This is a genomic window from Clostridium tertium, from assembly GCF_902652255.1.
GTDB classification, from domain to species: domain Bacteria; phylum Bacillota; class Clostridia; order Clostridiales; family Clostridiaceae; genus Clostridium; species Clostridium tertium_A.
Window position 1 is genome coordinate 138,425 of record NZ_CACRTO010000049.1, and the last position, 13,685, is coordinate 152,109.

Here is a 13,685-nt window from a genome sequence, read left to right on the forward strand (position 1 = left end):
AGACAAATGTCATTTAGTTTAGAAAATTATACTAAAAACTTGTCTACTACTACACTTAATCGTTGTGCTAATTCAGCTTGATTTTGGGCTGTAACTGAAATTTGATCTATAGCTTGGGTAGCATCATTTATATTATCCTTAACTAAGGCTACACTTGTTGTGGAAGTTGTCATAACATCTACTAAGTTCTTAATAGCATTATTAATATTCTTCACTATATCGGCTATTTCATTACTCATCTTTGATATTTCATTACTCATGTTATTAATAAATTCACCATCTTTTTCATATTGAGTGCCTATATTCACAAAGTTCTTAAACTCCTTCATAATTTCGCCATTAATAAATTCTAGTAGTTTACTACTAGTTTCATCAATGCTTAAAAATGCTTTTTGAATATCACCTATTGTTTCCTTTACAGAGTGAACTGAATTCTTAGATTCCTCAGCCAAGTTACGCACTTCTTCTGCTACAACTGTAAAGCCTCTTCCATGCTCCCCTGCCCTAGCAGCTTCTATAGCTGCATTAAGAGCTAAAAGATTAGTTTCTTCTGATATTTCCTCAATGGTATTTGCCATCATAACTATATCATTAATTACCTTTGCCTTTTCAATAGCTGCAAGAATTTCTCCCTCTACCTTTTCATATACACTTGCAGTGCTCTCTATTATCCCTTCAGTACCAACTTTTATCTCTCCTGCTCTAGTTTTTACAGCCTTAGAGTTTTCATTCCCCTCTTCAGCTTTATCTGCTAGAACTACTACATTTGACTTAACTGTTGATATAGATAAGTATAACTCTTCAGCAGTGTTGCTTGACTCATTTATCACAGCTGTTATCTCATTAGCAGAATTATTTATTTCTTCAAACTGTGCAGTCATTTCTTCTATACTTGCTGATAACTCTTCGCTTGAAGCAGTTATATCCTCAGCTCCATTTATAACAATTTTAATAAGTTCCTTTACATTATCCTGTGCATCGTTCAAGGCATCCCCAATAGATTTAAATTCATTTTTAGATTTAATATCAATTCTTTCTGAAAGATTGTATTCTGATAGTCTCTTTGCAAGAGCCAGAATCTTATTAAGGGATCCTGTTATTCCTCTTGTCATACGAACTGAAATCAGGATTGCAATTATGGATGCTAGTGCTAATATTGCACTTGTTAATTTTACCGAATATGAATATGTATCTTCATTTTTAATTAAGGCTTCTTCTGCCCATTCATTATTAAGATCTATAAGATTATTTATCTTCCATTTACACTTATCAATCAACTTATAGTAAGTTGGCATTAGAACTGTTGCTTCAGTATGCTTATTCTGATTTATCAATCCGATAACTTGTCCCCTTATAACCTCATACTCCTCAAGGCTTTTCTCCAACTCAGTAAATAACCTTCTATCCTCTTCCCTAGTTATACCCTCTTCGTAAGACTTAACTGCTTCAGAACTACTCTTTTGTATAGTTTCTAATTCAGCTAATATTTCTGATTTCTCATCTTCACTTTCTGCATTTAATAAATCTTCAATCTTTATATACATTTCAAGCTGGGTATTACTTAATTTAGAAATACTTGATATCCCTAAAGTATTATCAGAGTATAATACTTCTGTGCCTTCGTTAATGGATTTAATACTTACTATTCCAACCACCCAAATTGTAACAATAAATAAGATTAATAATATAAAAGATAACGCTAGTTGATGTGAAATTTTTCTTATTCTTCTCATTATTCTCCCCCTTATAAAACTATAAGCCCCTTTATCCCCTGATAGTTATACCAATAATTAGCACTTCAATAATATCATCATTATTACCTTATAACAATGTATAAGAGGTTGAGAAATTCTCCCCTTAAAAATAGCACTAAACATCCTTATAAAAATAATTTCATATATTATTAATTAAAACTATAAGATGATACTATTCATTAATTCTTATTTCTTCTAACTCATAGTTATCAATGTTCTTTAATTACTGATTTCACAACTTTTCTGACATTGATCAATGAAGCTAGTACTAGCTTATATAGCTACATGTCTCAAAGCAAAATTAAAATTTCTCTATAGCTCTGAGGTTTTATCACGTATCTGCAATTTGAAAGATTCTATACTTATTATAGAAACAAGATAAATAGGAGAATTAGTAATGTTTCCATTTTTATAAATAGTAAACCAATAATAATAGATGATTCTGTTAATTATAGTAAAACAATAATCATAGCTGATCCTAGTTATGAAAGCTATAACATATTTCACATATAAAAAAATCCACTTAGTGGACTATGAGTTTTATCGTCATAATAAAGTTATCCACAGATTTGAAAAAATATAATTTCCTAAAGAATAAAAAAGAAGCTGTCCTAAAACAGCTCCAAAAAAGTGGGGAATTATTATTTAAATTAATCTGTTATTGCATAGATATAATCATCTATATATTCACCAATTCTATCCTTTAGTAAGTCTAAAGCTAGTGGTTTTAATTTATCTTCTCTTATCTTCTTATATTGATTATGCATATATTGACTTATTACTGAAATAGGTATTTCTTTTTCACTTAAATTTGAAATTAATTTCTCCAAGGCAAAATTAACATCATCTTTAGGCATATAGTACCTTGCTCTATCAGATAAGCTATATTTTCTTTCAATCTTCACATCAATACTATTTCCTGAGTAATGATGTATCCAATCCTTAGGTTCCTTTATCATTGAAAAATCTAGTATTTCCATGAAGTTTGATAATTCGATATTTGAATCATATTTAAATACTTCATTTTCAATATGATTTAATGCAAATGCACCTTCTCTAAATCCAAAGGTAAGAGCTGGTCCAACCTTTAAAATTATAAATCCATCCTCAACCATTTCTTTTAAAGATTCAGGCCTTTGATAATCAGTTGAATGTGCTTCAAAAACTATACTAGGATAATCCTTTAATACTTCCTTTAATTCACTAGCTTTTTCCCTATTATACTCCCAAATATAATCACTGCTAAATTCCACTCCCGGTTGTACTACTACACCTAAAACATAATCATTAAAAACTTCTTCTAACCCATAGTTTTTAAAAGTTTTCTTAAATGTCTCTACTGTTGTTTTAAAGTTTTTAACACTAGTAAGTACTGGTCCATTTTCCTCTTCTTCTACTTGAGCTCCACCTGGAATAGGAACCTCACTTCCTATAATGTAAACTGGATGAATTGCATCTTTATTTTTCTCTTTTAATTTCTTATATGCATTTTCACAAGCCAGACAAAGCTTTCCTGCTCTTTCTGCAATTATGTCATCACCAAAAATATTATTTTCTATATCGCCTAATAAAGGCATACTTGTATCTATATGAATTTTAGTAAATCCAGCTAAAACATATTCTTCTATTAGTACTTTTGCATTTTCCATAGCTTTATCAGCATCAATATTTGTCCAAGTCAACGGTCCTAAGTGGTCTCCCCCTAGGATAATTCTTTCTCTTGGAAATCCTATTTTATCAGCTATATTATAAATATAATTTACATAGTCAACAGGCTTCATTCCTGTATAACCACCAAATTGATCTACTTGATTCGCAGTAGCTTCAACAAGTAATGGAATATCCTTATCTATTAGTCTTTCCATAGCCGCTTCTATAACATATTGATTAGAGCAACACACAGAGAATATTCCAGACTTTTCACCCTTTTTATACCTAGCTACTATTTCTTTTATTGGATGCATATAACCTCTCCTCTATATATTATTTAAGCTTTCCCATTACTTCCACATACCATAATTTTATGAGTAACTATTTTCTTCATGGCATCTTTTCCTGGTTGCATATACTTTCTAGGGTCATTTGCTGTTGGATTATCTTTAAAATATTTCTTTACAGCATCTGAAAATGGTATTTTCAAATCTGTTGCAACATTAACCTTGCATATTCCAAGTGAAATAGACTTTTTTACAAGTTCATCTGGAATATTTGAAGCTCCATGTAAAACTAGAGGTATATCTACCATATCTCTTATTTCTTTTAATCTATCAAAATCTAACTTAGCTTCACCCTTATAAAGTCCATGTGCTGTACCTATTGCAACTGCTAAAGAATCAATACCTGTTTTTTCAACAAATTCCTTTGCTTGTTTGGGATTAGTGTATTTTGAGTCCTTTTCATCTACTATTAGATCATCTTCTTGTCCACCTAATCTTCCAAGCTCTGCTTCCACTGTAGTATCATACTTATGAGCAAAATCAACTACTTCTTTAACTGTAGCTATATTATCTTCATATGTCTTATGCGAGGCATCAATCATCGCTGATTTAAAACCTAACTTTATATATTCTTTTATTTCATCTATTTCTTCATAATGATCTAAATGAATTGCAATTGGAATATCATATTTCTCTGCTGCAGCTTCTGCCATTGATACAATAAATTCTCCACCAGCATAGTTAACTGTTGATGGTGTTCCTGCTAAAATAACTGGTGATTTTAATTCTGCTGCTGTTTCCACTACTACTTGTAATGTTTCTAGATTGTGTATATTAAATGCCGGTACAGCATAACCTTCTCTTTGGGCCTTTATTAACATGTCTCTTGTTGATACTATTTTCATAACCTTCTTCAACTCCCATCTAATTTTTAAATTCCGTCTTCCTCATCAAAGTCATTTTCAGTTTTTTCTTTTATTTCAAAACTTTTTATTGCGCATATTCCAGAATTAATAGCAAATTCAACTAGTTCTTTTACATTCATATCTCCTCTACATAAAGATACTTCAATTAACATACCTAAATTTGTACCTGCTATAACTGCTATTTTTTTATTTTCTAACTTTTGACTTAAGATTGCAGAAACTTTAAAAGGTGAACCACCTGCCAAATCTGCCAGAACTAAAATTTCTTCTTCAAGTTTATCCATAGCTTCTATTATCTTTTTCTCTAAAGATTTTTCACTATCATCAGCAGTAAAATCTACCCCTATAAGCTTTTCTTGATTTCCTGCAATTAACTCTAAAGAACTCAATATCCCTGTTGCAAAGTTACCATGTCCTGTAACTAAAATACCTACCATAATTTACTCCCTCACCCTTATAACTATTTTTCGTACTTATGTATAACTACACCTTTTACTACCCTATTAACTGTTCCATCTGGTCTCGGATTATCCGGAGAAATCCCTAAATTTAATGAATTAAAGAATCCAAACATTTGACCAAATAATATATAGTTAAATACAGTAAATACTTCAGGTACTTCTTCACCATCTATAGTTATATATTTATTACAATAGTTACTTAATTCCTTAGCATTTGAATAGCTTATAACAGCTAATTTATGATTACCATTGTCCCCATGTATTTCTTTAATTAGATCTACATCATAAAGATTTGTATATTCATTAGTAGAATTCATACATATAACTAAAGTATCATCATTTATAATTGACTTAGGACCATGTCTAAATCCAAGTATAGATTCACAAACAGTTACCATCTTACCACTTGTTAATTCTAAATTTTTAAGAGCCATTTCTTGTGCTAATCCCTTTAATAATCCTGAGCCTAAATAAACTACTCTCTCTGGATTTAAATCTACCAATTCTTTAACATCTCTCCAGTTATTATCTAAGATGAAATCCCCTTGCTTTACTACTATATCTAAGTACTTTTTATTACCTTCTAAATTCTTAATATCAAAGATTAATAATGATGCTAAAAGCATACAACTAAAGGAGCTTGTCATAGCAAAACTCTTATCATTAGACAATTCAGGCATTGTCAAACAAAGACTATTTTCATTTTCTTTGCTCTTTTTAGCTAACCCGCCATTTCCATTACATGTAACAATGATTTGAGCTATATCCTTCACATTTTCCTGAAAAATGTTATATGCTCCTAAGCTTTCTGGACTATTTCCTGATCTTGCATAGGATACTAAAATAGTTGGTACATCTTCTTCAATAAATTCTGCAGGATTTGATACTAAATCAGTTGTCGCTATAGCTTCAACTCTTAAATTAAGCTTTTTTGCTAAATGAAGATAAATAGTATCTCCAATATAATCTGAGGTACCAGCACCAGTTAAAATTATTCTTGTATTACTTTTCAAGTTTTTACTTAAAAAACTCTCTATTATAGCTTTACTATCTTCTATTATTTTATAAGTTTCTATCCAAAGTTTAGGTTGTTGCCTAATTTCAGTTGCTGTAAAAATTCCACCTAGACTTTTTATCTTTTCTATATCCATTCCAAATATCATATGTTACCTCCCCAACTTGTAATGTTGTCATTACCAGTAATTATAAAATTTTATTTTTTTAGTTATTATTCAATTTAACCCTATATTTAAACTTATCTCCTCTAGCTACACTTACTGTATATTCAATGACACTGTTCTTTTCATAAGTAAATCTTTCTATTTTTAAACTTGGAGATCCTTCTTTAATATCCAAGTAAACACTTTCTATTTTATTAGTTAAAATAGGTCTGAAATATTCTTCTGCAGAAGATATCCTTACATTATATTCTTTCATTAAAACATCATAAAGAGGCTTCTCTTCTAGTTCTTCTCTAGTTATTCCTTTAAATCTTCCATAAGGAATATAGGTAGTCTCATACATCATATGAATTCCATCAGCTTTTCTTATTCTGGATATCTTATAAAGCAAGTCTTCATTTTCTATTTTAAATATATTACTTATACTATCTCCAGCTTGAACTATTTCAAAACCAGTTACTTCAGAACTTGGCTCTTTTCCTAACTTCTTCATTTCTTCTGTAAAAGAATAAAAAGCAATTAAATCTTGATTCATTCTTCTTGGAGATACGAAAGTTCCTTTACCATGAACTTTATATATATACCCTTCCTTTTCAAGTTCATCCATAGCTTGCCTAACAGTAGTTCTACTTACATCATAAACCTCACATATTTCTCTTTCAGATGGTATTTGAGAGTCCTCTTCTAATTTATTTTCAATCATATCAATTAGGATATTCATTAACTGTAAGTATAATGGCGTTCTCGAATTTTTATCTATAGCATTCATATCTTTTCACCTCATTATTCTATAACACTATTATACCATAAATATCTTTTTCAAAAAAAGTACCCTTAATCTTTATACCCTTTATTTTCATAAATTTTATTTTTATCAGGGCTTGAACCTAAAGTATTTATTTAGGTCCAAGCCTGATTATTTTATAATATTCCTAAGTATCTTCCAACAACACCAACAACTACTGTTATAAGTATTAAAACTACTGGGGATTTCCCCTTCTTAAGTAGTTTATATACAAAGAATACATAAAGTGCTGGTAATAATTTTGGCATTATCATATCTAAAACACCTGTTTGTAATTCAACAGATGCTTTACCAGCAGTTATAACTAATGGTGTAGATAAGCTAACCATTGAAGCTATAAGTCCACCAACAACAGTGATTCCAATAATTGAAGCAGCATGAGAAATCTTCTTAGTTTGCTCTTTTAGTGTAGCTATTGCTCCAACACCAGTATTATAACCATAACTCATTAAGAACCATCTTAGTCCAAAATGTAATGCATTAAATGCTAGTAAGAATACAAATGGACCAGCAATATTTCCATTGATAGCAAGTTCAGCACCTACACCAACTATTATTGGCAGTGCAGTTAACCAGAATAAAGCATCTCCAATACCACCTAAAGGTCCCATTGTTGCAACCTTAATAGCTCTTATTGTATTTCTATCTTGCTTACTTTCTTCCATTGAAATTATTAATCCCATTATAAAGTTAACTAAGAACGGGTGAGTATTAAAGAATTCTAAATGATCTTTCATAGCTGCTGAAAGGTCTTCTTTATTAGTATGGATTTTCTTTAATCCTGGTAATAAAGAGTATAACCATCCACAAGCTTGCATTCTTTCATAGTTAAATGATGCTTGAAGGAAGAATGATCTCCAAATCATCTTATTTAAATCTTTTTTAGTAATTACTTTCTCTGTACTTGGGTTCTTATATCCTGAATTAGATTCCATCTTCATATTCCTCCTTTACTACTTGTACTGGTTGACTTGATTTTAAATAGTAATCATACATTGCAATTGCTAACCCTATTAAAGCTAATGCAAGTATAGGAATTTGTAAGTATGCAACTAATACGAATCCTCCAATTAAGAAAGCCATATATTCCTTTTTAAACATAACTCTAAGTAACATTGCAAAACCTATAGCTGGCATCATTCCACCTGCAACACCTAATCCACCTATAAACTTTTCAGGTATCATAGCAACTATAGCAGCTGCTTTGTCTGCCCCAAAGTATATTGGTAAGAAAGCACATATAAAGTAAGAAACAAATAATATAGCCATTCCTAAATAGTTAATTTTATCAATTCCCTTAGTATTTGCTTCTTCAGCATATTTATCTGCTGTATGCATTATTGGTGAGAATGCTGTAAATAGTAATGTTATACCAGCTTGAGCAGCTACTGCAAATGGAACTGCAATACCTATTGCTGCTTGAGGCTCAAGCTTTCCTAAAATAGCTATGCTTGTCCCAATTATTCCCCCAATAACAACGTTTGGTGGTTGAGCACCTGCTAGCGGTACCATACCCATCCATACTAGTTCTAAAGTTCCTCCTACTATAAGTCCTGTTTTCATGTCACCTAAAATAAGTCCAACTACTAAACCTGTTACTATTGGTCTGTGTATGTGAGTTAACCCATCGAACATATCAACCCCAGCAATACCAGCCCAGATAGCAATTAATAACGCTTGCATAAAAACGTTTTCCATGATTTTTAAACCTCCCTATAAATTATATTAAAATAAAATAATGATATATAAATTGTAATAAAGCTTCTACATTTTTTTGGTTGTATTTTATTTGTAAAATGTGTTAGTTAGTAATTACACAATCAACTTATATAAAAGTTAAACTATATATGCTTTTAATTATGTGTCCTACTTTTAAAATCATTTTTTTACTTAAAATACTATGATTCTTAAAATGCAGATTATTTATTGAAATATATATAGCTACTCAATCTGTACCCTAAACATATTTACTAATATCAATCTCTACCTTTTCCTCAGGCACCCTTCTAACTTCTACCTTTACACCACGATCTAATATCTTTCTAATAGTTTTCTTATCATTCTCATCAACTGAAACAGTAGATGATATTTGTTCCTTTCCTTCGCTAAAGTGCATATTCCCTATATTTAGCTCTTTAACCGGAACTCCACCCTCCATAAGTTTTAATACATCTTGTGGGGTTTTACATACTAGAAATATCTTTTGTCTATCGGCAGCCTTATGTATTACATTTATAGTTTTTTCTAAAGTGAAAAATCTAGTTTGAATAGCATCTGGAACTACCATTTCCATTAAGTTTTGTTGTACTGGATCATTAGCTACTTCATCATTAGCTACTAATATTAAATTTGCACCTAAATGATTTACCCAAGTAACTCCAACTTGTCCATGAATCAATCTGTTGTCAACTCTTGTTAATAGTATATTTGGCATTGTAACACCTCCATAAATTATAAATAATACCAAGTGGTAACTACCACTATGGTTTTATTGTAAATGTTTCCCTCTTATGTGTCAATTGTTTTTTTAAATATTTTTAGAATTTTCACTCTTTTATTTTCGACAATGAAATTTGATAAATTTTCCTATTTATGTATATGAAAAAACTAATAATCAACTTAAACTTTCTTTAAATTAACTATTAGTTTATCTCTAAATTTATTATTATTTATTCTGCTACAACTGAAGTTTTCCTTCTAAAAAACAGGATATATCCTAGAGTATTTATAAGAGAAATAATCCCTATAAACATAGCATTTATCTCATTTATACTTAGTTTCATTATAACTGTATAAATTAATAAACTTATTAAAAACATTAGTATATATGACCACATTTTTATAGTTTTTTCATGACTTTCAAAGATGCTAAACATCTCTTTTTCCGTTAATTTTTCCGCATTATACTTCCTAGATAAAATCCCAGAACTTACATTAGAAATTATAATTTTACTAAAAAAATCGCCAACAAATAGTATTAATACTCCATATAAACCTATTATAAAGACATCTAAGAAATAAATATCAACTCCTAATAACATCACTACCAGTTGGAATAGTAAAAAAAATATACCTCCAATTAAAGATATAATAGGTAACATTAAAATTATTCCTGCCCATGATCTCTTAACTTTTTCTTTTAATGTACTATTTGCAATATTAAAAGTAGATATAAATATTAAGGTAAATGTTATTGCAGCTAGCACTAGTAATTCAATTAAATATTTCATTACACCAACTCCCCCTATAAAATTAACTTTATTATATCACACTTGTAAATGTTTAAATAGGTAAATTTGAAATAATAACCTTAGTACTCTAAAATTTCCTTAATAATAAAAATAGAGCTTAATATATAATAAGAATTATATATTAAGCTCATACAATTTTATTAATTAATCTATTTTAAAATATCCTTTGCATTATCTGGTACAGTATTTCCTGCTAAAGAGTAAGCTAATAATACTGATCCATTCCATGGATCTAATGCAGGTTCTTGTAGATGACACTTTAATCCTGATTCATCTATCATTTCTTGTAGTGGTTCTAACACATGGTTACCAGCTTTAAACACTCCACCAGTATATGAAACTACAAATTCATCAGTAAAGTTTAATATCTTAGATATAGCTTGAATATGGCTAAATAATTCAGCTGCTGATTCTCTAAATATGTTTTTACATACAGGACATCCAGCATCAGCTGCTAAGCAACATATAGTTGCAAACTTAGCTATTTCAGTTCTGTTAAATTGTAATCTATTGAATACTACATCAACTATTTCATATTGATAAGTAATATTATATTCTTTTTCTAATATATCAAATAAAGCAGTCTTTTCTTTTCTTCCATCTTTTTGCTTAGTGTATTCATTGATAGTCTTTAAAGCTATCCAATATGCTCCACCATCATCACCTATTCCAGGTCCAAATCCACCACATCTAGCAAGCTTGCCTTCTGCATTTCTTCCATAAGCTATACTTCCAGTACCTGCTACTATGTTAACTCCTGGCTTACAAGCAGTTCCTCCTGCCCAACCATTAACTGAATCATTATCGATTGAGTAAGGTATTACCATAACTTCTTTTATAGCCGCATCAATCTTCTTCATATCTTCAAGGCTTTCACCATATCCTGGTACTCCTGCGAAAGCATATGCTATATCATTTACTGATATCTTAGCTTCTTCACAAACCTTTGAAATATTTTCAGTTAATTCTTTTTGAATCCCTTCAACTCCTACTTGATGAATGTGAATAGTAGAACCTTCAACATCAGCTACTTTATTAAGCTTTTCATCTACTAATAGATATCTTGTTTTAGTTCCGCCACCGTCAATTCCTAAATAATACATACTTCTTCCCCCTACATACTCTTAAAAATTTTATTATTTATTATTGGATATTTACTATTATTCTATTTATTACTACAAATAAATTATGTATATTATAGCTATAGTATATAAAAACCCACTAATCTAATTATATAATTATTAAGAAAATTTTCCAATATAATATGTTACTAAAATCGGATTTTTCTGAAATTTCTCTAATATTTTAATTATTTTTATACTAAACTTCTATCTTGTTTTCCCTAGCATAATAGAAAAGATATTGCTGAGCCATACCTGAGAAAGCTCCAAACTTATCTCTTGCAAATACTCTCATCTTATTTAAAGATACATCCGGTGCTACATAAAAATAGATCATTGCTCTCTTAACCCATACATCTACTGGGAAAGCTGAATGTTTTGCCATTGAGAATAACATTATACAATCAGCAACCTTAGCTCCTACTCCCATAAATTTTTGTAATGCTACATGACATTCATCATCATTTAAAGATTTAATATATTCTAAATCAAAATCTAAAATTTCAGGTCTTTCACTATACTTATTAGGATTTTTCTCCATATCTTCCTTAACCTCTATAGCTTCATTAACCTTTTTTATAGTATCTACTATGTATTTACTTCTAAAAGAAGCTCCTGTTCCTTGAATATCCTCTAGAGTTGCATTTTTAATTGCCAAAGGTGTTGGGAATGTATAATATTCCTCTCCCTTATATACTATTCTTTCTCCCCATGCTTCACATATCTTCTTAACAGTCTTCTTAATTGATGGAATACTATTTCTAGCTGATATTATAAAGCTTACTAACATTTCAAAAGGATCTTGATTTAAAATTCTAATTCCATATCCGAACTCTACACTTTTTCTTAAAATTTCATCCTGAGCTAATACAGACTTAATTTCATCATAATCTCTTTCTAAATCAAAATAATTAATCCATATATTATTAAAATCTTCTTCATTAGAGTTATATATAGTAGCCTTATCCCCCTCTTGTAATACTTCTACTACTCTTCCATAAGCTACAATTATATAATTTGTATCACTAATTTTATCCCATCTAAAGCATTGGCCACACTCTAATATTTGCTTAATATCAAAGTTCTTTAGACCTTCTAAAACTACTTTATTTTCTTCAAAACTTACTTTTTCAAAATTCATTATTTCACCTCATATACAATTTATTTATCCCCTTAAAACAAACAAACTATTCCTTAATTATACCATAAGGATTATGACAATTATCAATTAATAGTTAACAATTAATTGAACATTGTTAACTGTTAATTGAAAAAAGGCCTTGCTCATAAGGAAGCAAGGCCTTTTTTCGGTAATATATATCTTAATTTTTAGTAAGTGTAAAAACCTCTTCCAGTCTTTCTACCTAGATATCCAGCTCTAACGTATTTTCTTAAAAGACTGCTTGCTCTGTACTTGCTATCTCCAGTTTCATTATATAAAACATCCATAATAGCTAAGCATACATCTAATCCAATAAGATCTCCTAATGCTAATGGTCCCATTGGATGGTTTGCACCATATTTCATTGAAGTATCTATATCCTCTACTGAAGCAATTCCTTCTTGAAGAATGAAAGTAGCTTCATTTATCATAGGGATAAGTATTCTGTTAACTACAAATCCTGGAGCTTCAGCAACTTCTACTGGCTCTTTTCCAATTGCTACTGATAATTCTTTTACAGCATCAAAAGTTTCTTGAGATGTAGCTATTCCTCTTATAACTTCAACTAGCTTCATTACTGGAGCTGGGTTAAAGAAGTGCATTCCTATAACCTTATCTGGTCTCTTAGTAGCTGAAGCAACTTCAGTAATAGATAAAGATGAAGTATTAGAAGCTAAAATAGTAGATTCTTTACAGATTCCATCTAATTCAGCAAAAATGCTTTTCTTAATTTCCATATTTTCTACAGCAGCTTCAATAACTAAGTCACAATCTTCAGCAAGTGCTAAATCTGTAGTTCCTGATATTCTTCCAAGAACTGCTTCTTTATCTTCTTCAGTCATTTTTCCTTTAGTTACTAATCTAGATAATCCTTTAGAGATTCCATTAATTCCTCTTTCAACGAATTCATCCTTTATGTCTCTAACTATAACTTCATAACCTTTTTGAGCAAAAGCTTGAACTATTCCAGCACCCATAGTTCCAGCGCCTATAACAAAAATCTTTTCCATTTAAAACACCCTCCTATTTTTAATATATAATTGATAATTAAGGTAATTTAGCCAAGGGCTAAATTACCTTAAGTTCA

At 30.0% G+C, this 13,685-nt stretch carries 13 protein-coding genes; all 13 read right to left on the reverse strand.

Going from position 1 to position 13,685, the window contains the following annotated elements; translation table 11 throughout:
* Positions 1-26 precede the first annotated feature (26 nt).
* The 13 genes from GPX08_RS16685 to GPX08_RS16745 all read right to left on the reverse strand — a co-directional run bounded on the left by GPX08_RS16685 (position 27) and on the right by GPX08_RS16745 (position 13,608).
* On the reverse strand, positions 27-1,733 hold the full coding sequence (locus tag GPX08_RS16685; RefSeq protein ID WP_156627942.1) for a HAMP domain-containing protein: 1,707 nt from the start codon (positions 1,731-1,733) through the stop codon (positions 27-29).
* A gap of 671 nt (positions 1,734-2,404) precedes the next feature.
* The gene (locus GPX08_RS16690) at positions 2,405-3,718 is read right to left on the reverse strand and encodes a tagatose-bisphosphate aldolase (RefSeq protein ID WP_156627943.1); all 1,314 of its coding nucleotides are present in this window, start codon (positions 3,716-3,718) and stop codon (positions 2,405-2,407) included.
* A gap of 23 nt (positions 3,719-3,741) precedes the next feature.
* Positions 3,742-4,596 carry a tagatose bisphosphate family class II aldolase gene (locus GPX08_RS16695; protein ID WP_156627944.1) on the reverse strand — a complete coding sequence of 285 codons (855 nt, stop codon included), beginning with the start codon at positions 4,594-4,596 and terminating at the stop codon, positions 3,742-3,744.
* Positions 4,597-4,622: 26 nt separating this feature from the next.
* Entirely contained in the window at positions 4,623-5,054 is a 432-nt protein-coding gene (locus GPX08_RS16700; RefSeq protein ID WP_156627945.1) for a PTS fructose transporter subunit IIA, read from the reverse strand.
* A 23-nt stretch (positions 5,055-5,077) separates the two neighbouring features.
* Positions 5,078-6,241: an SIS domain-containing protein gene (locus tag GPX08_RS16705; protein WP_156627946.1), complete on the reverse strand. Its 1,164-nt coding sequence runs from the start codon at positions 6,239-6,241 to the stop codon at positions 5,078-5,080.
* 58 nt (positions 6,242-6,299) lie between these two features.
* Positions 6,300-7,028, reverse strand: a complete 729-nt coding sequence (locus GPX08_RS16710; protein ID WP_156627947.1) for a UTRA domain-containing protein — start codon at positions 7,026-7,028, stop codon at positions 6,300-6,302.
* Between the two features lie 152 nt (positions 7,029-7,180).
* Positions 7,181-7,999, reverse strand: coding sequence for a PTS N-acetylgalactosamine transporter subunit IID (locus tag GPX08_RS16715; RefSeq protein WP_156627948.1), 819 nt, complete (start codon positions 7,997-7,999; stop codon positions 7,181-7,183).
* Positions 7,989-8,762, reverse strand: coding sequence for a PTS N-acetylgalactosamine transporter subunit IIC (locus GPX08_RS16720; RefSeq protein WP_156627949.1), 774 nt, complete (start codon positions 8,760-8,762; stop codon positions 7,989-7,991). The genes GPX08_RS16715 and GPX08_RS16720 overlap by 11 nt, the downstream gene beginning before the upstream one ends.
* A gap of 259 nt (positions 8,763-9,021) precedes the next feature.
* On the reverse strand, positions 9,022-9,498 hold the full coding sequence (agaB, locus tag GPX08_RS16725) for a PTS N-acetylgalactosamine transporter subunit IIB (RefSeq protein ID WP_156627950.1): 477 nt from the start codon (positions 9,496-9,498) through the stop codon (positions 9,022-9,024).
* A 235-nt stretch (positions 9,499-9,733) separates the two neighbouring features.
* A complete protein-coding gene (locus GPX08_RS16730; RefSeq protein WP_156627951.1) occupies positions 9,734-10,294 on the reverse strand; it encodes a hypothetical protein in 561 nt (186 codons plus the stop codon).
* Positions 10,295-10,464: 170 nt separating this feature from the next.
* Complete coding sequence (locus GPX08_RS16735; protein WP_156627952.1) at positions 10,465-11,418, reverse strand: ATPase; 954 nt, start codon at positions 11,416-11,418, stop codon at positions 10,465-10,467.
* A 217-nt stretch (positions 11,419-11,635) separates the two neighbouring features.
* A complete protein-coding gene (locus GPX08_RS16740; RefSeq protein WP_156627953.1) occupies positions 11,636-12,577 on the reverse strand; it encodes an 8-oxoguanine DNA glycosylase in 942 nt (313 codons plus the stop codon).
* Positions 12,578-12,765: 188 nt separating this feature from the next.
* Positions 12,766-13,608: a 3-hydroxybutyryl-CoA dehydrogenase gene (locus GPX08_RS16745; RefSeq protein WP_156627954.1), complete on the reverse strand. Its 843-nt coding sequence runs from the start codon at positions 13,606-13,608 to the stop codon at positions 12,766-12,768.
* Positions 13,609-13,685 lie beyond the last annotated feature (77 nt).